This is a genomic window from Streptomyces sp. NPDC045955 (assembly GCF_056430805.1).
The window spans coordinates 1-18,969 of the sequence record NZ_JBWKKY010000022.1; the positions used below are offsets into that span (position 1 = coordinate 1).

The 18,969-nt window shown below is 70.8% G+C and carries 17 protein-coding genes; 10 read left to right on the top strand and 7 right to left on the bottom strand.

Features of this window, described 5'->3' with window-relative positions:
- The first annotated feature begins 116 nt into the window (after positions 1 to 116).
- The 7 genes from AC07F0_RS32815 (at position 117) to AC07F0_RS32845 (ending at position 9,735) form a co-directional block, all read left to right on the top strand.
- On the top strand, positions 117 to 989 hold the full coding sequence (locus AC07F0_RS32815; protein ID WP_478983608.1) for a DUF2797 domain-containing protein: 873 nt from the start codon (positions 117 to 119) through the stop codon (positions 987 to 989).
- Between the two features lie 182 nt (positions 990 to 1,171).
- Positions 1,172 to 1,912 carry a response regulator transcription factor gene (locus AC07F0_RS32820; RefSeq protein WP_399415800.1) on the top strand — a complete coding sequence of 247 codons (741 nt, stop codon included), beginning with the start codon at positions 1,172 to 1,174 and terminating at the stop codon, positions 1,910 to 1,912.
- Positions 1,909 to 3,585 carry a sensor histidine kinase gene (locus AC07F0_RS32825; protein ID WP_478983609.1) on the top strand — a complete coding sequence of 559 codons (1,677 nt, stop codon included), beginning with the start codon at positions 1,909 to 1,911 and terminating at the stop codon, positions 3,583 to 3,585. The genes AC07F0_RS32820 and AC07F0_RS32825 overlap by 4 nt, the downstream gene beginning before the upstream one ends.
- A 14-nt stretch (positions 3,586 to 3,599) precedes the next feature.
- A complete protein-coding gene (locus AC07F0_RS32830) occupies positions 3,600 to 5,024 on the top strand; it encodes a bifunctional glycosyltransferase family 2/GtrA family protein (RefSeq protein WP_478983610.1) in 1,425 nt (474 codons plus the stop codon).
- Positions 5,021 to 7,228, top strand: a complete 2,208-nt coding sequence (locus AC07F0_RS32835; RefSeq protein ID WP_478983611.1) for an ArnT family glycosyltransferase — start codon at positions 5,021 to 5,023, stop codon at positions 7,226 to 7,228. The genes AC07F0_RS32830 and AC07F0_RS32835 overlap by 4 nt, the downstream gene beginning before the upstream one ends.
- Before the next feature lie 107 nt (positions 7,229 to 7,335).
- Positions 7,336 to 8,832, top strand: a complete 1,497-nt coding sequence (locus AC07F0_RS32840) for an MFS transporter (protein WP_478983612.1) — start codon at positions 7,336 to 7,338, stop codon at positions 8,830 to 8,832.
- A gap of 135 nt (positions 8,833 to 8,967) precedes the next feature.
- A complete protein-coding gene (locus AC07F0_RS32845; RefSeq protein ID WP_478983613.1) occupies positions 8,968 to 9,735 on the top strand; it encodes a TetR/AcrR family transcriptional regulator in 768 nt (255 codons plus the stop codon).
- A gap of 13 nt (positions 9,736 to 9,748) precedes the next feature.
- Here AC07F0_RS32845 and AC07F0_RS32850 read toward each other — a convergent pair whose 3' ends face one another.
- Positions 9,749 to 10,219 (bottom strand): PPOX class F420-dependent oxidoreductase, encoded by a 471-nt coding sequence (locus AC07F0_RS32850; protein WP_306965611.1) that lies wholly within the window; start codon positions 10,217 to 10,219, stop codon positions 9,749 to 9,751.
- Positions 10,220 to 10,229: 10 nt separating this feature from the next.
- Entirely contained in the window at positions 10,230 to 10,583 is a 354-nt protein-coding gene (locus AC07F0_RS32855) for an STAS domain-containing protein (RefSeq protein WP_478983690.1), read from the bottom strand.
- Positions 10,584 to 10,799: 216 nt separating this feature from the next.
- Here AC07F0_RS32855 and AC07F0_RS32860 point away from each other — a divergent pair, with 216 nt between their 5' ends.
- Together AC07F0_RS32860 and AC07F0_RS32865 are read left to right on the top strand one after the other, a co-directional pair.
- Entirely contained in the window at positions 10,800 to 11,522 is a 723-nt protein-coding gene (locus AC07F0_RS32860; protein ID WP_478983614.1) for an ANTAR domain-containing protein, read from the top strand.
- Positions 11,523 to 11,579: 57 nt separating this feature from the next.
- Positions 11,580 to 12,281, top strand: a complete 702-nt coding sequence (locus AC07F0_RS32865) for a GAF and ANTAR domain-containing protein (RefSeq protein ID WP_478983615.1) — start codon at positions 11,580 to 11,582, stop codon at positions 12,279 to 12,281.
- Here AC07F0_RS32865 and AC07F0_RS32870 read toward each other — a convergent pair.
- The 3 genes from AC07F0_RS32870 to AC07F0_RS32880 form a co-directional block, all read right to left on the bottom strand.
- Positions 12,264 to 13,085, bottom strand: coding sequence for a YceI family protein (locus tag AC07F0_RS32870; RefSeq protein ID WP_478983616.1), 822 nt, complete (start codon positions 13,083 to 13,085; stop codon positions 12,264 to 12,266). The genes AC07F0_RS32865 and AC07F0_RS32870 overlap by 18 nt on opposite strands.
- A gap of 101 nt (positions 13,086 to 13,186) precedes the next feature.
- A complete protein-coding gene (locus tag AC07F0_RS32875; RefSeq protein WP_478983691.1) occupies positions 13,187 to 15,649 on the bottom strand; it encodes an MFS transporter in 2,463 nt (820 codons plus the stop codon).
- Between the two features lie 97 nt (positions 15,650 to 15,746).
- The gene (locus tag AC07F0_RS32880) at positions 15,747 to 16,235 is read right to left on the bottom strand and encodes a MarR family winged helix-turn-helix transcriptional regulator (protein ID WP_478983617.1); all 489 of its coding nucleotides are present in this window, start codon (positions 16,233 to 16,235) and stop codon (positions 15,747 to 15,749) included.
- A 214-nt stretch (positions 16,236 to 16,449) separates the two neighbouring features.
- On the opposite strand from AC07F0_RS32880, the gene AC07F0_RS32885 reads away from it, so the two are divergent.
- Complete coding sequence (locus AC07F0_RS32885; RefSeq protein WP_356928199.1) at positions 16,450 to 16,647, top strand: hypothetical protein; 198 nt, start codon at positions 16,450 to 16,452, stop codon at positions 16,645 to 16,647.
- Between the two features lie 168 nt (positions 16,648 to 16,815).
- On the opposite strand, the gene AC07F0_RS32890 is transcribed toward AC07F0_RS32885, so the two are convergent.
- Positions 16,816 to 17,721: an RNA polymerase sigma factor SigF gene (locus AC07F0_RS32890; RefSeq protein ID WP_478983618.1), complete on the bottom strand. Its 906-nt coding sequence runs from the start codon at positions 17,719 to 17,721 to the stop codon at positions 16,816 to 16,818.
- A 314-nt stretch (positions 17,722 to 18,035) separates the two neighbouring features.
- Positions 18,036 to 18,854 carry an RNA polymerase sigma factor SigF gene (locus tag AC07F0_RS32895; RefSeq protein WP_478983619.1) on the bottom strand — a complete coding sequence of 273 codons (819 nt, stop codon included), beginning with the start codon at positions 18,852 to 18,854 and terminating at the stop codon, positions 18,036 to 18,038.
- Positions 18,855 to 18,969: the final 115 nt, after the last annotated feature.

Genomic DNA, 18,969 nt, shown 5'->3' on the forward strand with positions numbered 1-18,969 from the left:
GCCGGACAGAACAACGGGAAGACAGCCCAGCAGGACGTCAGTCAGAGGCCGAGCCACGACCACCGGAACCTGCCTACCAATATCAATGTCAGTGGTTGCCTCTAGTCTCGACAGAGATGGCACAGGCATGGAAGTGCTCGGGGCTGCGGTGGTCCGACGGCGGTCCCGTGCTGGTGTGGGACGGTGGGCGGCGCAGCGCGCTGACCTGGGGGAAACGCGTGGCCTTCGGGGTCGCGGAGGGGGGCGTGCGGACATGCGTGGGGGCTCGGGGGCATGCCTGTCCGGCGAGGGCGGTCGTGTCGGCGCGGAGTACGGGGGCGCGATGCGAGGAGTGTGCGCGGCTGGACCGGGCGCACTCCGTGGCCGCCGACACGATCGCGGACGACCCGCGGCCGTATCACGTATATCTGGCGTGGTTCGGTCCCGGCATGGTCAAGGTCGGGATCACGGCGGAGGAGCGGGGCTCCGCGCGGCTGCTGGAGCAGGGGGCTGTGTGCTTCAGCTGGCTCGGAGTCGGGCCGCTCATGGCCGCGCGGCGTACGGAGGAGTTGTTGCGGGCCGCGCTGCGGGTGCCCGACCGGATTCCCTACGTCGACAAGCGGGCCGTACGGGCCGTGCTGCCGGAGGCGGCGGCTGACCGGGCCGTCGAGGTCGCCGAGTTGCATGCGCGGGCCGTGGCGCTTCCCGCGTGGCCGGAGTCGCTCGTGCGCAAGCCCCTGCGGGTCGTCGATCACGTGGAGGTGTTCGGGCTCGCCGGGCTGCCCGTCGCCGTCGGGGAGGTGGGCGAGCTCGTCGCCGGCGGGGTGGTGGGCGGGGAGCTCGTGGCTGCCGCCGGGCCCGATCTGCATCTGGCGACCGGGGGCGGGGTCGTCGTGCTGGACACGCGGTTGATGAGCGGGTGGGGGCTGGTCCCTGCCGGGGGTGGGGAAGTGACCGTACCGGTGCGGGGGTTCAAGGAGGAGGTGGGGGTACAGGACGGGTTGTTCTGACTCGCCGCTGATGAACCCTGCCTGCTGCTGAACTCCGCCTCCTGCTGAACTCCGCCCCCTGATGAACCCCGCCCGCTGAGGACTTTTTCCCAGGCGTTCCCTGAGAAGCGCCTGTGTGTTTCTCAGGGAAATCACAGGTTGTCGAAAGGCCGCTCTCAGAGCGCGCCGACATCGTGTTCACCATGACCACGACCTCGCCCCAGGGGCGCACCGAACTGCTGAGGCCGGACGGGAGCCCCGTCCGAGTGCTCGTGGTGGACGACGAGATGTCGATCACCGAGCTGCTGTCCATGGCCCTGCGCTACGAGGGATGGCAGATCCGGAGCGCCGGTGACGGCACCGGCGCCCTCCAGACCGCGCGGGACTTCCGGCCCGACGCCGTCGTGCTCGACATGATGCTGCCCGACATGGACGGGCTGGCGGTGCTCGGACGGCTGCGCCGTGAGCTGCCCGACGTGCCGGTGCTCTTCCTCACCGCCAAGGACGCCGTCGAGGACCGGATCGCCGGGCTGACGGCCGGCGGGGACGACTACGTCACCAAGCCGTTCAGCCTGGAAGAGGTCGTCGCGCGGCTGCGCGGGCTGATACGGCGGTCCGGTGCAGCCGACCGGCGCTCCGACTCCACGCTGGTCGTGGGCGACCTCACCCTCGACGAGGACAGTCACGAGGTGACCAGGGGCGGTGAGAACATTCACCTGACCGCGACCGAGTTCGAGCTGCTGCGGTTCCTGATGCGCAATCCGCGGCGCGTGCTCAGCAAGGCGCAGATCCTCGACCGTGTGTGGTCGTACGACTTCGGCGGGCAGGCCAACGTGGTCGAGCTGTACATCTCGTATCTGCGGCGGAAGATCGACGCGGGGCGCGAGCCGATGATCCACACCCGGCGTGGTGCCGGTTACCTGATCAAGCCCGCGGTGTCATGAGCGGGCGACGACGGCCGCGTACCCAGCAGAGAGCGGGCAAGCCGGCGCGAGCGGGCAAGCCTCGCACTCTGCGGACGCGGCTCGTCGTCGCGTCCGTAGTGCTGATCGCCGTCGTGTGTGCGGTGATCGGGACGGTGACGACCCTCGCCCTGCGGTCGCATCTGTACGAGCAGTTGAACGGACAGGTCGAGGACGTCGGTAAACGGCTGTCGGGACCCATGAAGCCCGGTGGCGGAGTCGACCTCGACTCGACGGACAGGATCACAGGCTTCCTCGAGGGACCGGCGCAGCCTGACACCATCGCCGCCGTGGTCGGCGCCGACGGCAGGGTCACCCGGGCGTTCATCGCCGAGGACTCCGAGGAGAACGTCCCATTCCGGCAGAACGTGGCCGTCGACCTCACCGACGAGCAGAAGTCCGCCCTCGCCGAGGTGCCGACCACGGGTATGCACACCGTCGACATCCCCGGCCTCGGCGAGTACCGCGTGCAGTACGTCGAGGGGAAGGACGGAGGCCTCTACTACGTCGCCCTGCCCACCGAGTCGGTCACCACCACGATCAACACCCTCATCCTCGTCGAGGTGAGCGTCACCGGGGCCGGCCTGGTCGCCGCCGCCATCGCCGGTTCCGTCCTCATCGGCGTAGCCACCCGCCCCCTCCGCCGCGTGGCCGCGACCGCCACCCGCGTCTCCGAACTCCCCCTGCACACCGGCGAGGTGAACCTCAGCGAGCGCGTGCCCGAGTCCGAGACCGATCCGCACACCGAGGTCGGTCAGGTCGGTGCCGCGCTCAACCGGATGCTCGACCACGTCCACGGCGCCCTGCACGCCCGGCAGCAGAGCGAGACACGGGTCAGGCAGTTCGTCGCCGACGCCAGTCACGAGCTGCGGACCCCCCTCGCCTCCATCCGCGGGTACGCCGAGCTGACCCGCCGCGGCAGAGAGGACGTCGGGCCCGACACCCGGCACGCCCTCCGGCGGATCGAGTCCGAGGCCGGGCGCATGACGCTGCTCGTCGAGGACCTGCTGCTGCTCGCCCGGCTGGACGCCGGGCGGCCGCTGCAGTTCGAGCAGACCGACCTCGTACCGCTCGTCGTGGACACCGTCAGCGACGCCCGTGCGGCCGGCCAGGACCACAACTGGCGTCTCGACCTGCCCGACGAGCCCGCGCTCGTGTCGGCGGACGCGGCCCGGCTCCAGCAGGTCCTCGTCAACCTGCTCGGCAACGCCCGCACCCACACCCCGCCCGGTACGACCGTCACCGCCCGCGTCCAGCGGCGCGGCCCCTGGCTGTGCGTGGACGTCGAGGACAACGGGCAGGGCATTCCGACCGAGTTGCTCCCGCATGTCTTCGAACGGTTCGCGCGCGGCGACTCCGCGCGGACCCGCGCCACCGGCTCGACCGGTCTCGGCCTCGCCATCGTGCAGGCCGTGGCGAGCGCGCACGGCGGTGCCGTGACCGTCGACAGCGTGCCCGGGCGGACCGTGTTCACGGTGCACCTGCCCGCGCTGCCGCAACCGGACATGAGCCGGCCGCAACCGGACATGAGCCGGCCGCAACCGGACATGAGCCGGCCGCAGCCATACGTGAGCCGACTGCAGCCGGACACGAGCCGGCCGCAGCACTCACAGGCACGCCACAGCGTCGCCACATGGGCGCGACAGGGCGCCTGACGAAAGTCGGTTCCATGCGAACCGACTCTTCTCCCGGCACCCTGCCGGCGCGGGAGCACCTCCCGGCCGCACCAGCCGGTACGCCTGTCCTGGACGTAGTGATCCCCGTCTACAACGAGGAGAAGGACCTCCAGCCGTGCGTGCGCAGACTGCACGAGCACCTCGCCCGCACGTTCCCGTACGCGTTCCGCATCACGATCGCGGACAACGCCTCCACGGACACCACCCCGCAGGTCGCGGCCCGGCTGGCGGCGGAGATTCCCGAGGTCAGCACCTTCCGCCTGGAGCAGAAGGGCCGCGGCCGGGCCCTGCGGGCCGTCTGGTCGGCCTCGGACGCCCCCGTCCTCGCCTACATGGACGTGGACCTGTCCACCGACCTCAACGCCCTGCTCCCGCTGGTGGCTCCGCTGATCTCCGGCCACTCCGACCTCGCGATCGGCTCCCGGCTGGCGCCCAGCTCCCGCGTGGTGCGCGGCCCCAAGCGGGAGTTCATCAGCCGGGTCTACAACCTCATCCTGCGCGGCTCGCTCCAGGCCCGCTTCTCGGACGCCCAGTGCGGCTTCAAGGCGATCCGCCGTGACGTGGCGCAGGTGCTGCTGCCCCTGATCGAGGACACCGGCTGGTTCTTCGACACGGAGATGCTGGTGCTCGCCGAGCGCGCGGGCCTCAGGATCCACGAGGTGCCGGTCGACTGGGTCGACGATCCCGACTCGACCGTGCACATCGTCAAGACCGCGACCGACGACCTCAAGGGCGTGTGGCGGGTCGGCAGGGCCCTGGCCACCGGTTCGCTGCCGCTGGACCGGCTCGTCCGGCCGTTCGGCGACGACCCGCGCGACCGTGAGATCAAGGACGTACCACGGGGCCTGGCCCGTCAGTTGGTCGGTTTCTGCGTGGTCGGCGGTCTCTCCACCCTCTTCTACCTGCTCCTCTACAGCGGCTTCCGGGTCTTCACCGGCTCCCAGGTCGCCAACGCCCTCGCCCTGCTGGTCTCGGCGGTCGCCAACACCGCCGCGAACCGGCGGCTCACCTTCGGGGTGCGCGGGCGCGGCGGGGCCGTACGGCACCAGGCGCAGGGCCTGGTCGTCTTCGGTATCGGGCTGGCCCTGACCAGCGGCTCGCTCGCCGCCCTCAACGCGGCCACGTCCGAGCCCGCGCACTCCACCGAACTGGCGGTCCTCATCGCCGCCAACCTCGCGGCGACCGTGCTGCGCTTCCTGCTCTTCCGGGCGTGGGTGTTCCCGGACCGGCACGACAGCGAGACGACGGTGGCCGCCTCATACCCCACCGACAGGTTCCGCGCCGGTGAAGCCGCGGACCACACCTGGCAGGAGGGCACCTGGCGGGACGCCCCCTGGCAGGACACCACCCGGCAGGACGCCACCGTGCAGCTGCTGCCGGTGCGCCCCCACGACACCGATGCGAGGGACTTCCGATGACCGTCCACTACGACCAGCAGATCACCGACAGAGGCCAGAGTCCCGACGCCGGGCCCCATCACCCCCCTGCCCCCGCACCGGCCCCGGACGCCGGTGAGCCCAAGCGGCCGCTGCCCCAACGGCTGTGGCGCGGCCGGCCCGAGGATCCCCGCTGGGCCCGCCCGGCCTTCCTCACCCTGCTCCTGGCGACCGCGGTGCTCTACCTCTACAACCTGAGCGCCTCCGGTTACGCCAACTCCTTCTACTCGGCGGCCGTCCAGGCGGGCAGTCAGTCCTGGAAGGCCTTCTTCTTCGGCTCGCTGGACGCGGCGAACGCCATCACCGTCGACAAGCCCCCGGCCGCGCTGTGGCCGATGGCCCTGTCCGTGCGACTGTTCGGCCTCAGCTCCTGGGCGATCCTGTTCCCCGAGGTCCTCATGGCCGTCGGCACGGTGGCCGTCGTGTACGCCTCCGTACGCCGCCGGTTCGGTCCCGCGGCCGGACTGATCGCCGGCGCGGTGCTGGCGCTCACCCCCGTCGCGGCGCTGATGTTCCGCTTCAACAACCCGGACGCGATGCTGGCCCTGCTGATGGCAGTGGCCTGCTACTTCGTCATCCGGGCCCTGGAGGACGGCCGTACGAAGTGGCTGGTGTGGGCCGGGGTCGCCATCGGCTTCGCGTTCCTCGCCAAGACCCTCCAGGCCTTCCTCATCCTGCCGCCGCTGGCCCTGGTCCACGGGGTGTGCGCACCGGTCCCGGTGAAGAAGCGCCTCGGGCAACTTGCCATCGCCACGGTCGCGTTGGTCGTCTCCGGTGGCTGGTGGGTCGCGATCGTCGAGCTGTGGCCCGCGTCCTTGCGCCCGTACATCGGCGGCTCGCAGAACAACAGCTTCCTGGAGCTGACCTTCGGCTACAACGGCCTGGGCCGCCTCAACGGCGACGAGACCGGCAGCGTCGGAGGCGGAGGCGGAGGCGGCGGGGGCAACGGCGGCGGCAACTGGGGCGAGACCGGCTGGGACCGCCTGTTCGGCTCCAGCATCGGCGGCCAGATCTCCTGGCTGATCCCGGCCGCGCTGATCCTGCTCGTCGCGGCCCTCGTGGCCACCCGCAGGGCACGGCGTACGTCGGTGACGCGCGGTTCGTTCCTCGTCTGGGGCGGCGCGCTGCTGACGACCATGCTGGTCTTCAGCTACATGCAGGGCATCTTCCACGAGTACTACACGGTGGCGCTCGCCCCCTACATCGCGCCGCTGATCGGCATGGGCTCGGTGCTGCTCTGGGAGAAGCGTGACAAGGCGTGGGCGTCGCTGACCCTGGCGGTGGCGATGACGGCCACCGCGGCCTGGGGCTACGTCCTGCTCAACCGCTCCTCCGACTACCTGCCCTGGCTGAAGTGGCTCGTCCTGGTCGGCGGCCTGACGGCGGCGCTCGGCCTGATCTTCGCGGGCCGGCTGGGACGTGGACTGGCTCTGGGAGCGGCCGGGCTGGGCCTGGTCGCGGCGCTGGCCGGGCCGGCGGCGTACACGCTCACCACGGTGAACGAGGGGCACACGGGCTCGATCGTCACGGCGGGTCCGGCGGTCGCGGGTGGCCGGGGCGGTCCCGGTGGCGGTGGCGGTCCCGGTGACGGCGGTCCCGGCGGTGGCGGCTTCCCGGGCGGCGGCGGCCAGAACCAGCAGAACGGCAACGGCAACGGCAACGCCCAGGGCGGGCAGGGCAACGGCTTCCCCGGCGGAGGGCTCCCGGGCGGGGGCCAGAACCAGCAGGGGCAGAACCAGCAGGGGCAGAACACCACCCCTGGAGGCCGGACCGGCGACGGCGGCCGGATGGGCGGCATGGGTGGCGGCATCGGCGGTCTGCTCAATGGCGCCAGCGTCGGCTCCGAGGCCAAGAAGCTGCTGACGACCGACGCCGACCGGTACACCTGGGCCGCGGCGGCCATCGGCGCCCAGAACGCCGCGAGTTACCAGCTGTCCACCGGCGAGCCGGTGATGGCCATCGGTGGCTTCAACGGCACGGACCCGTCCCCGACCCTGGCCCAGTTCAAGGAGTACGTGGCGGAAGGAAAGATCCACTACTTCATCGCGTCCGGCGCGGGCGGCGGCATGCGCGGCGGCAGCGACGGCACGTCCTCCCGGATCACCTCCTGGGTCGAGGCCAACTTCAAGAAGGTCACGGCCGGTTCGGCCACCTTCTACGACCTCACGCAGAAGGCGAGCAGCTGACCGTTGCCTGACACAGGAGAAGGGCGGTGGCCGAAAGCCACCGCCCTTCTCCCGTGGCTCGATTGCTCGGCTGTACGCCGTATGGGAATTATTCTACGGTGTACAGTATGACGACGTCCCCCCAGGAAGAGGCCCAGCCGCAGACGGCATCCGGTGGCCACCCCCAGCGCTGGCTGATCCTCGGTGTCATCTGCCTCGCGCAGCTCACCGTGCTGCTCGACAACACGATCCTGAACGTGGCGATCCCCTCGCTCACCCGCGAGCTGGACGCTACGACCGCCGACGTCCAGTGGATGATGAACGCCTACTCACTGGTGCAGTCCGGCCTGCTGCTCACGGCGGGCAACGCCGCCGACCGCTACGGCCGCAAGCTGCTGCTGATGGCGGGCCTGGTGATCTTCGGCGTGGGCTCGCTGGTGGCCGGGCTGTCCCAGAGCCCGGTCCAGCTGATCGCGGCCCGCGCCGGCATGGGTGTCGGCGGCGCGCTGCTGATGACCACGATCCTCGCCGTCGTCGTGCAGATCTTCGACGACAAGGAGCGGGTGAAGGCCATCGCGCTGTGGTCCACGGTCAGTTCGCTCGGTTTCGCGGCCGGGCCGCTGATCGGCGGAGTGATGCTGAACCACTTCTGGTGGGGCGCGATCTTCCTGATCAACATCCCGGTCGCCGTGCTCGGCCTGATCGCGGTCGCGGCCCTCGTGCCGGAGTCCAAGCACAAGACGGGTGACCGGCCCGACCTGGTCGGCGCGGTGCTCTCGACGATCGGCATGACGTCCGTCGTGTACGCGATCATCACCGGCCCCGAACACGGCTGGACGTCCGGCCAGGTGCTGGTCTCCGCGCTGATCGGCGTGGCCGTACTCGGGATCTTCGTGCTGTGGGAGCTGCGGACCGAGAACCCGATGCTCGACATGCACTTCTTCCGCAACCAGAAGTTCGTCGGCGCGGTCGCGGGCGCGATCCTCGTGGCGTTCGGCATGACGGGCTCGCTGTTCCTGCTCACCCAGCACCTCCAGTTCGTGCTCGGCTACGAGCCGCTGGACGCCGGTCTGCGGACGGCGCCGCTGGCGTTGACCGTGGTGGCGCTCAACTTCACGGGGGTCGGCGCGAAGCTCGTGCTCAAGGCCGGTACGCCGGCGGCCATCGCGCTCGGCATGACCCTGGTGTCGGCCGGGCTGGCGGCGATCGCGCTGCTCGGCGGGCACGGATACGGCGGGATGCTGCTCGGCCTGGTCGTGATGGGTGCGGGTGTGGCGTTGTCCATGCCGGCCATGGCCAACGCGATCATGAGTGCGATACCGCCGGAGAAGGCGGGGGTGGGAGCGGGGATCAACGGGACGCTCGCGGAGTTCGGCAACGGGCTCGGGGTGGCGGTCCTCGGTGCGGTGCTCAATGCGCGGTTCGCGTCGCTGGTCGCCGTGTCGGCGGCGTCGTTGCCGGCGGCGCTGGCCGCGGCGGACAGCGCGGAGGAGAAGGCGCGTATCTCCGACGCGTTCGCGTCCGGGCTGGAGACCAGTCAGTTGGTGGGGGCGGTGGCTGTGCTGGCCGGGGGGTTGGTCGCGGCGGCGTTGTTGCGGCGGGCTGAGCGGGCAGAATCCGCCTGAGAGCTCGGGGCGTACGGCCGTCCCGCGGGTGCGGGGCCGTTGTGGCTGGTCGCGCCCCGCGGCGGAGCCGCAGGTCGACACAGCCCCGCGCCCCTGAAAGCATGATCGGCGTTGGCAAGTCGAGGAAGGTGCGCCATGGCGAAGGCGTCCGAGAAGGCCCCGCGGACCAGCGTCTGGCTGGAAAGCAAAGCGCGCCGGCGGAGCGGTGGCGGAGGGCAGCCCTCGGGTCTGGACCGGGCCCGCATCGTCGAGGTCACCGTGCGGCTGCTCGACGCCGAGGGGCTGGCCAAGTTCTCGATGCGGCGGCTGGCCGGTGAGCTGAACGTCACCGCGATGTCCGTCTACTGGTACGTCGACACCAAGGACGACCTCCTCGAACTCGCCCTGGACGAGGTCATGGGCGAGATGCGGCTGCCCGATCCGGCCGCCGGCGAGGACTGGCGGGACCAGGTGCGGGCGCTCGCCAGGGAGTACCGGACCCTGCTGGTGCGTCACCCCTGGGTGTCCGCGCTGGTCGGCGTCTTCCTCAACATCGGCCCCAACAACCTGGCCTTCTCGCGGACCGTACAGCGCGTCGTGCGCCGGACCGGACTGCCCGCGAGGCGTCTGACGAGCACGATCTCGGCCGTCTTCCAGTTCGTCTACGGCTACGGCACGCTGGAGGGCCATCTCTCCGCCCGGGCCGCGGCCGGCGGCATGACCGTGGACGAGTACTTCCAGCAGGCCCTGAGCACGGTCACCGCGGCCCCGCAGGCCGCCGACGTCATGCAGGAGTCCCAGGAGATCATGGCGGCGCGCGGCGGTGACACCGTCGCCGAGATGCTGGAGCGGGACTTCGAGTTCGCGCTGGAACTGCTGATCGCAGGCATCGAGGCGATGGTCGCCCGGGAGCGGGAGGACTGAGCGGGAGTTCCCGCTACTCCCCCTCGACCAGCCGTGCCGGGAACCCGCCGGTCGCCACCGGCCCCCACCGCTCCGGCGTGATGCGGATGATCGACTTGCCCTGCTTGACCATCGCCGCGCGGTACTCGTCCCAGTCGGGGTGCTCCCCGGCGATGTTCCGGTAGTACTCCACGAGCGGTTCGACGGAGTCGGGGGTGTCGAGGACCTCGGCCGTGCCGTCGATCTGGACCCAGGGGCCGTTCCAGTCGTCGCTGAGGACGAGCAGGCTCACGCGCGGGTCCCGCTTGGCGTTGCGGGTCTTGGCCCGCTCCGGGTACGTCGACACGACGATCCGGCCGGAGTCGTCGACCCCGCAGGTCAGCGGCGAGCCCTGGGGGCCGCCGTCGGAGCGCCGGGTCAGCAGGATCGCGTGGTGCCGGGGCCGTACGAAGTCGAGCAACTCGTCGAGGGAGACGCGGGTGTTCGTCGCGATGTTCGGTGCCATGCCAGGCAGCCTACGACGCCATGGCCTCGGCGAGGTTGTCGTACACGGGCACGTCCCGGCGCAGGCCGGTCAGCTCCAGTACGCGGCTCGCGACACCGTCCGGCCGGGCCACCAGCCGCATCCGGGCCCCGGGGCGCAGCCGGTGGCGTACGTCGTTGATGAGGCGGATGCCCTGGGAGTCCATGAAGCGGGTCGCGGTGAGGTCGAGGACGAGTACCTCCAGCCGGTCACCACGGGCCCGGGTCTCGGACACGATGAGCGGAAGCAGCTGCTCCGCGTTGCCGAAGTCGATCTCGGCGGGCAGGGTGAGACGAACGCGGCCGGGCAGGTCCGGCGGTTCGATGGGATTCGGGAAGAAAGTCACAGCACTCACCTGGCAGACGTTCGTCCGTGTTCCGGTAAGGCCGCTTCCTGACCCTCGGGCCCATTCCACCACGCCGGGGCGCGCCTGCGGAAGCGCACGTGGCGGCCGTCGGCCGGACGTCACCTGGACGCAACCGAGCAGCTAGAGTGCTGTCCGTCCTGTGCTCGCAGTCGGGAATGTGCTGCGGAGCTCTCCTGCGCACGGCCATGGTCGTGCATGCCGAAGAGGTTCGTGGTGGCTGCGTCCGAGTTTCCTGATTTGCCCCGTTTTCCGGTCGGCTTGGAGCTGGCCGAGGCCCTGACGGTGGCGGCTCAGCAACTGCACGAGAAGACCTCGCCGCACAACACCCTGCGCACGGCGGTCCGGCTGGCCGTGCACCTCATGCCCGGGGCCGAGCACGCCGGCATCTCCGAGATCGAGCGCGGCAACAAGTTCCGCACGCTCGCCTGGAGCGACGACGTCGTACGCTCCGCCGAGGCCCGGCACGGCGGCCGCGAACCGCAGGGGCACTGGGACCAGTTGTGGCACAGCCCGGTGGCGCGGGTGACGGACAGCGAGGCCGGCGAGGGCTGGGACGTGCTGTCCGCCCTGGGACTGCGCTCGGCGCTGTCGCTGCGGCTGCGCGCGGACCGCCGCCGGCTGACCGTGCTCACCGCCTACGCGCGCAAACCGGGCGCCTTCGACGAGGACGCGGCGCGCATCGGCCGGCTGTTCACCACGCACGTCAGCATCGCCCTGGAGTCCGCCACCGTGCGCGAGCAGCTCACCGAGGCCATGCACACCCGGGACCTGATCGGCCAGGCCACCGGCATCCTCATGGAGCGCCAGGGCATCGACGCGGCCGCCGCCTTCGAGAGCCTGGTGCGGGCCTCCCAGCGGGAGAACGTGAAACTGCGCGATCTGGCCCGTGGGATCGTCGGTTCTCACAACTCCGCATGAGGCACCGTGAGTTAGGGCCGGGGCGTTAAGGGACGCCGACGGGATACCCGTACGTTCATGAGTTCCGAGACGTCCGACACGCTGGACCAGGCGATGGTGCGCAGCAGCGGTCTCGACACCCTGCTGCGCGATCTGACCGACCGTGCGGTGCAGGAGGTGCCGGGCGCCGCCGCGTGCAGCATCACGGTGCGCCGGGGCGGCCGGCTGCTCACTCTGGCCGGCAGCGACGGCCTGCCCAGCGGCCTGGACCAGAGGCAGTACGAGAACGGCTCGGGCCCCTGCGTCGACGCCGCCGAGACCGGCGTCGAGCAGTACGCACCCGACCTGGCCGAGGAGTCCCGCTGGCCGGCGTACACGCCGTACGCGCTGGACAAGGGCGTCCGGTGCGCCCTGGCGGTGCCGCTCGCCGTCGAGGGCGAGACGTGGGCGGCGATCAACTACTACGGCCTGCGGCCCGGGGCGCTCGGCGCGGCCCGGGACACGGCCCGGACCTTCGCGGCCCGGGCGGGGGGCGCGATCGACGTCGCGCTGCGTATCGAGCACCAGCGCCAGTCGGCGGCCGACGTGCGCACCGCGCTGCTCTCCCGCAGCGTCATCGACCAGGCGATCGGCATCCTCATGGCCCGGGAGCGGATCGACGCCCGGGACGCGCTGGAGCGGCTGCGGCGCGCCTCGCAACACCGGAACGTCAAACTCCGGGACCTGTGCGACCAGTTGGTGGCGAAGGTCTCAGGGCCGGCCTCAGACGGCCGGAAGTGACTCGCCCTGCACGGCCTGGATGTCCAGCTCCACCTTGAGCGTCGTACCGATGGCGGCGATGCCGGCCTGGAGCACCTGGTTGTAGTTCATCGCGAAGTCCTCGCGGTGCAGCTCGGTCGTGGCGCGGAACGCCGCCCGGGTGCCGCCCCACGGGTCCGGGCCCGTGCCGAGGTAGGCCAGGTCCAGGTCCACGGCCCGTACGACCCCGTGCATGCCCAGCTCGCCGTGCACGGTCCACCGGTCGGACCCGGTCGCCGTGAGCCCGGCCGAGCGGTAGGTGATCTCGGGGAACCGCTCGACGTCCAGGAAGTCCGGCGACTTCAGGTGCCCGTCGCGCATGCCGTTGCCGGTGTCGATGGACGCGGCCCGGATCACCGCCTCCACCCGCGACTTGGTGACGTCGTCCGGGGCGATCTCGATCGAGCCGGAGAACTGCGTGAACCGGCCGTGCACGCTGGAGATGCCCAGGTGCTGTGCCACGGCGGCCACACTCGAGTGCACCGGGTCGACCGTCCACGGCCCCGGCGGCGGCAGCTCGGTGCCGCCCTGCCGTGCCAGCGTCACGGTGCCGACCTCGGCCCGGCGGCTCGCCGTGACGATCACACTGGAAGCGGCGGGCGCGTAGCCGACGGCGGTGACGATGACGGTGTACGCCCCCGGCTCCAGCGGCGTCGCGTCCCGGACGAGGCCCTCCGCGTCCGCCTCGGCACGCAGCGCCTGCGCACCGGTCATGTCGGCCACGGTGACGACCGCGTGCGACACGGCCCAACCGTCCCGGGTACGGATCCTCGCGGTCAGTCCCATCTCAGCTGACTCCCCTAACGGAAACTCGAAAATGAATCCGGCCCGTGGCAGGGGCGCGCCTCCGCTCGGAGCGCGACCACCACCACGGGCCGGGGCTTGTCCTACTCGCCGGGGTGGGCGAGTTCGATGTCGTGGGCGTCGGTGCCGCGGCCCGTGACCGTCAGGGCGGTGGCCACCGGCGGGTAGCCCGTGGCGATGACGGTGTACTCGCCGCCGTCCAGGTCGGTGAAGGCGTACGCCCCGTCCGAGCCGGTCGTGGCCGAGCCGACGACGTTGCCCGCCTGGTCGACCAGCGTCACCCGGGCGTCGGCCAGCGGCCCGTGCGGGGCGCGGACGACACCCTGGACGCGGGCGCCCGAGTCCAGGTCGATCTCGACCCGGGTGACCCCGGCGCCGCCCACCTCGACGGGCAGGGCGCGCGGCCGGTACCCGGCGGCGTTCACCGCGACGGTCACCGCCCCGGGCACCAACTCGGCGAAGGAGAACTCCCCCTGCTCACCGGTGCTCCCGGTGGCCAGCAGGTCCCCGCGCACGTCGGTCACGATCACCATCGCGTCCTTCACCGGCTGCCCGCCCTCGGCGGCCCGCACCAGGCCGGTCAGCCCGCTGGTGCCACTGAGCAGGATGTCGTAGGCGACCGGCTCGCCGTTCACCACGACCGTGGACGCCTGCGGCTGGTAGCCGTCGGCGGAGGCGATCAGCACGTACGACCCGGCGCCCGGCGCGTCGACGGCGTAGGAGCCGTCGGCCTGCGCCACGGACCGGCCCAGCTGACGCCCGGCCAGCGAGATCAGCGTGACGGCGGCCCGTGGCACGGGCGCGCTCTCGTTGCCGCGGACGAAACCGCGCACCGGCACACCGTTACCGCCGGACGCGGGCTCCTCGGCCCGGGTCGCCGTGGCGACGGCGGCGAGCCGCTGCGTGCCCTCGGGCCCGGTGCCGTCGGCGGCCTCGGTGTCCGCCACGGCCCAGCTCGGCACGGACTTCTCCGCGGCGGGGGCCTCGGCGGCCGCCTCGGCGGGAGCCTCCGCGCGGGCGTCGGTGTCCGCCGCCTGCGCCAGTCCGCCCTTCGTCTTCAGCGGGACCTCCTTGATGAACAGCGACACCAGCAGCGCGAGCAGCGCCAGCGGGGCGGAGTAGAGGAACACGTCCGCGACACCGTGGCCGTAGGCGCTCTCCACGACGGTGCGGATCGGCGCGAGCATCGCGTTGAGGTCGGGGATGCCGCCCCCGCCCGTACCGGCGTGGCCGAGGGCCTCGCCCTTGGCGCCGAGGCCGGCGAGGCCGTCCCTGACGTAGTCGGTGATCTTGTTGCCCAGGACCGCGCCCAGCGCCGAGACACCCACGGCGCCGCCCAGGGACCGGAAGAAGGTCACCGTGGAGCTCGCGGCACCGAGATCACCCGGCTCCACCTGGTTCTGCGTGCACAGCACCAGGTTCTGCATCATCATGCCGATGCCGAGGCCCATCAGCGCCATGAAGATCGCTATATGCCAGTACTCGGTGTCGTACCGGATCGTGCCCAGCAGCCCGAGCCCGGCCGTCACCAGCACACCGCCGCCGAGCAGCCACCCCTTCCAGCGCCCGGTCCGGGTGATGACCTGGCCGGAGACGGTGGAGGAGACGAACAGGCCCGCGATCATCGGGATGGTCATGACGCCGGACATCGTCGGCGACTTGTCCCGCGCCAGCTGGAAGTACTGGCTGAAGAACACGGTCCCCGAGAACATCGCGACACCGACGAACAGCGAGGCCACGGAGGCCAGCGTGATGGTGCGGTTGCGGAACAGCCGCAGCGGGATGATCGGCTCGCTCGCCTTGGCCTCGACCAGGACGAACAGCGCCAGCAGCACGACCGAGCCGCCGACCATCGCGTACGTCTGCCACGACAGCCAGTCGTACTTGTCACCGGCGAAGGTCACCCAGACCAGCAGCAGGCAGACGGCCGCGGTGATGAAGAAGGCACCGGCCCAGTCGACCTTGACCTTCCGCTTCACCACGGGCAGGTGCAGGGTCTTCTGCAGCACGATCAGGGCGATCACCGCGAAGGGCACGCCGACGTAGAAGCACCAGCGCCAGCCGAGCCAGTCGGTGTCGGTGATGACACCGCCGACCAGCGGACCGCCGACCATGGCCGTGGCGAAGACGGCACCCAGGTAGCCGTTGTAACGCCCGCGCTCACGCGGCGAGATCATCGCCGCCATGATGATCTGGGCCAGCGCGGACAGACCGCCCATGCCGATGCCCTGGACCGCGCGGAACGCGATGAGCATGCCGGGGTTCTGCGACATGCCGGCCGCCGCCGACCCCAGGACGAAGATCACCAGCGCGAGCTGGATCAGCAGCTTCTTGGAGAACAGGTCGGCGAGCTTGCCCCACAGCGGCGTCGACGCGGTCATCGTCAGCAGGGACGCGGTCACGACCCAGGTGTAGGCGCTCTGGCCGCCGCCGAGGTCGCCGATGATCCGGGGCAGGGCGTTGGAGACGATCGTCGACGACAGGATCGCGACGAACATGCCGAGCAGAAGGCCGGTGAGGGCCTCCATGATCTGCCGGTGCGTCATCGGAGCGCCGCCGCCGGGGGAGCCGTGGGAGCCTCCCCCGTGCTTGGCATGAGCCCGCACACCGGCTGGTGTGGTCGTTGCCATGGGCTTCCTTTTCTTACGTGCTTGCGGGTGTACGGGTGGTCTGTTCGACAGCGGGTGGTGCCGCCCGGTGCGCGGGGCGGCAGTCGAAGCTCTCCCTCAGCCGCGCCATCAGGTCCGTGAGCCGGCCGACGTCCTCGTCGGTCCAGTCGCTCAGGCGCTCGGCGAGGACCTCGGTGGTCCGCCGGGACAGCTCGTCGAGCTGTGCGTGGCCCGCCGGGGTGAGGCGCAGGATCCGGGAGCGCTTGTCCGCGGGGTCGGGGGAGCGTTCGATCCAGCCCCGGTCCACGACGTGCGCGACATGGCGGCTGGTGACCGACATGTCCACCGCGAGCAGCTCCGCGAGCTTGCTCATGCGCATGTCGCCGTGGCGACCGAGGATGGTCAGTACGGTCGCCGACCCGCCGGGGCAGTCGGCCGGCATGATCCGGCCGAGCTCCCGCTTCACGGCGCCGAAGGCACTGAACTGGCGGACCAGCTCTGCGTACTGCGCCCTCTCGGCCATGACACCTCCCCTTTCGTTGCTTAGGGCAACCATAGGAGCGGTTGGTTGCTACAGGCAAATAAAAGAGGTGGGTGCGGCATAAAAAGTTGGCAAAGGCAAGTATCGCGGCAGTAAATGTGCAGGTCGTGAGGCTGGGGGGAGGGGTCGGGTGGGACTGAACGGAATGCCAACCCCCACTTGGGGAGCCCCGGCGTTTTCGCTAGGGTCTCGGGCCATGGCTAACAACCAGGCCCCGCAGGGCAATCACGACCCCGCCGGCAGCACCCAGATGTTCCGCGCGTTCGTCGACGAGGCGCCGCAGGGGCGGCAGGCCGCGGCGACGAGCGGTGGCGGGCCGCGTATCGGTCTCATCCTCGGCGTCGTCGTCGCCGTCGCGGTGATCGCGGCGGTGGCGTGGCTGGCGCTGGGCTGACGCAGCCGCCTATGGCGAGAAGGGGACGTGTCGGGGGGTGTCCGCCCGCAGCCGTGGGCGCGTCAACGGACAGGTGGTTGGTGCCCGCCATCGCGCCGTTCCGAGGACGGACACCCCCCGGCGCGGCCCTGACCCACCACCTCCGGGTGGGCGTCGGGGCGCGCGCGGTCAGTCCGAGATGAGGCCTTCCCGCAGCTGCGCCAGGGTCCTCGTCAGCAGGCGGGACACGTGCATCTGCGAGATGCCGACCTCCTCGCCGATCTGCGACTGGGTCATGTTCGCGAAGAACCGCAGCATGATGATCCGCCGCTCTCGGGGCGGCAGCTTGGCCAGCAGCGGCTTCAGCGACTCCCGGTACTCGACGCCCTCCAAGGCGCTGTCCTCGTACCCCAGCCGATCCGCCAGCGAGCCCTCGCCGCCGTCGTCCTCCGGCGCCGGGGAGTCCAGCGAGGACGCCGTGTACGCGTTCCCCACCGCCAGCCCGTCGACGACGTCCTCCTCGGACACTCCGAGCACGGACGCGAGTTCCGGGACCGTCGGCGAGCGGTCCAGCTTCTGCGAGAGCTCGTCACTGGCCTTCGTCAGGGCCAGCCGCAGCTCCTGAAGCCGGCGGGGCACCCGCACCGACCACGAGGTGTCGCGGAAGAACCGCTTGATCTCACCCACGACGGTCGGCATCGCGAACGTCGGGAACTCGACGCCCCGTTCGCAGTCGAACCGGTCGATCGCCTTGATCAGCCCGATCGTGCCGACCTGGACGATGTCCTCCATCGGCTCGTTGCGGGAGCGGAACCGCGCCGCCGCGTACCGCACCAGCGGCAGGTTGAGCTCGATCAGCGTGTCACGGACGTACGCACGCTCGGGGCTGTCCTCGTCGAGCGCGGCCAGCCGCAGGAACAGGGAGCGGGACAGGGTGCGGGTGTCGATGGCCCCCGTGGCCACAAGCGCCGGGGCGGGCTCGGTCGCGAGCCCGGCCGGAACGTCGTCGATGGGGCCAAGTGAGTCGAGAGCATGGGGAGCTGTGTCGCTCTCCGCGAGCGTGAGCACCTTCGAGCTGCCCTGTTCTGCGGACATGCCACCCCCTTTGGGTCGCGGGACGGTCGCGGCGAACGCTCCCGTCTGAGGAACGCAGCCTTCACCTGAATACCGGAGCCGAAGCCCCGGCAAACGCGCTTCCCGCAGAATGTCACATGTCGGCAACACGCTGTAGTGACATGTCGACATCTGAGACGCCAATCCGCCCTGCAAGCAAGGGGTCTGACGTCTTTTCGGCCCGCAACCGTCGGCAACGGCCCTGATGAGCGATTCCCTCTCCACGGTTACCACTCGCAACTGTTTGCGATTACGAGTCGAGGGGGCTCACAGCCGCCCACCACGCCGGTTCGCGGCTACGTGTCGATCCGGTTCGCAGACCGCAACCGCTGGAAGCTACGCGCGAGTAGCCGCGAGACGTGCATCTGCGAGACGCCGAGTTCCGCACTGATCTGAGACTGCGTGAGGTTGCTGTAGTACCGCAGCAGCAGGATCCGCTGCTCCCTCTCGGGCAGTTGTACGAGCAGATGCCGTACGAGATCCCGGTGCTCGACCCCGTCCAGTGCGGGATCCTCGTAGCCGAGCCGGTCCAGCAGCCCCGGCAGCCCGTCGCCCTCCTGCGCGGCCTCCAGGGAGGTCGCGTGATAGGACCGTCCGGCCTCGATGCAGGACAGCACCTCGTCCTCGGTGATGCGCAGCCGCTCGGCGATCTCCGCGGTCGTCGGGGTACGCCCGAAGGCGGTCGTCAGGTCCTCGGTCGCGCTGTTGACCTGCACCCACAGCTCGTGCAGCCGGCGCGGCACATGGATCGTCCGGACGTTGTCGCGGAAGTAGCGCTTGATCTCGCCGATCACCGTCGGCATCGCGAACGTCGGGAACTGCACGCCCCGGTCCGGGTCGAAGCGGTCGATGGCGTTGATGAGTCCGATGGTGCCCACCTGGACGACGTCCTCCATCGGCTCGTTGCGGGAGCGGAACCGGGCGGCCGCGTAGCGCACGAGGGGGAGGTTGGCCTCGATGAGCGCCCCGCGCACCCGGTCGTGCTCCGGCGTGCCGGGCTGGAGCTCCTTGAGCTGCGCGAAGAGGACCTGTGTGAGGGCGCGGGTGTCCGCGCCGCGGCTCCGCTGCGGAGCCGGTTCCGAGGATGGCGCCTGAGGTGTGGTACTGGCCAGCACGGTCAACTCCACCTCGTCATCCGTCAACCCATCCGTCAACTCTCTCTTCCATCAAAAAGCGGTCATAGCATCACAAGACATGTGCACTGTGTGCAAGGACCCCATAACTACGTGT

Coding starts and splice junctions, on each gene's coding strand:
- AC07F0_RS32815 (WP_478983608.1), top strand. CDS start 117: ATGGCACAGGCATGGAAGTGCTCGGGGCTGCGGTGGTCCGACGGCGGT.
- AC07F0_RS32820 (WP_399415800.1), top strand. CDS start 1,172: ATGACCACGACCTCGCCCCAGGGGCGCACCGAACTGCTGAGGCCGGAC.
- AC07F0_RS32825 (WP_478983609.1), top strand. CDS start 1,909: ATGAGCGGGCGACGACGGCCGCGTACCCAGCAGAGAGCGGGCAAGCCG.
- AC07F0_RS32830 (WP_478983610.1), top strand. CDS start 3,600: ATGCGAACCGACTCTTCTCCCGGCACCCTGCCGGCGCGGGAGCACCTC.
- AC07F0_RS32835 (WP_478983611.1), top strand. CDS start 5,021: ATGACCGTCCACTACGACCAGCAGATCACCGACAGAGGCCAGAGTCCC.
- AC07F0_RS32840 (WP_478983612.1), top strand. CDS start 7,336: ATGACGACGTCCCCCCAGGAAGAGGCCCAGCCGCAGACGGCATCCGGT.
- AC07F0_RS32845 (WP_478983613.1), top strand. CDS start 8,968: ATGGCGAAGGCGTCCGAGAAGGCCCCGCGGACCAGCGTCTGGCTGGAA.
- AC07F0_RS32850 (WP_306965611.1), bottom strand. CDS start 10,219: ATGGCACCGAACATCGCGACGAACACCCGCGTCTCCCTCGACGAGTTG.
- AC07F0_RS32860 (WP_478983614.1), top strand. CDS start 10,800: ATGCCGAAGAGGTTCGTGGTGGCTGCGTCCGAGTTTCCTGATTTGCCC.
- AC07F0_RS32865 (WP_478983615.1), top strand. CDS start 11,580: ATGAGTTCCGAGACGTCCGACACGCTGGACCAGGCGATGGTGCGCAGC.
- AC07F0_RS32870 (WP_478983616.1), bottom strand. CDS start 13,085: ATGGGACTGACCGCGAGGATCCGTACCCGGGACGGTTGGGCCGTGTCG.
- AC07F0_RS32875 (WP_478983691.1), bottom strand. CDS start 15,649: ATGACGCACCGGCAGATCATGGAGGCCCTCACCGGCCTTCTGCTCGGC.
- AC07F0_RS32880 (WP_478983617.1), bottom strand. CDS start 16,235: ATGGCCGAGAGGGCGCAGTACGCAGAGCTGGTCCGCCAGTTCAGTGCC.
- AC07F0_RS32885 (WP_356928199.1), top strand. CDS start 16,450: ATGGCTAACAACCAGGCCCCGCAGGGCAATCACGACCCCGCCGGCAGC.
- AC07F0_RS32890 (WP_478983618.1), bottom strand. CDS start 17,721: ATGTCCGCAGAACAGGGCAGCTCGAAGGTGCTCACGCTCGCGGAGAGC.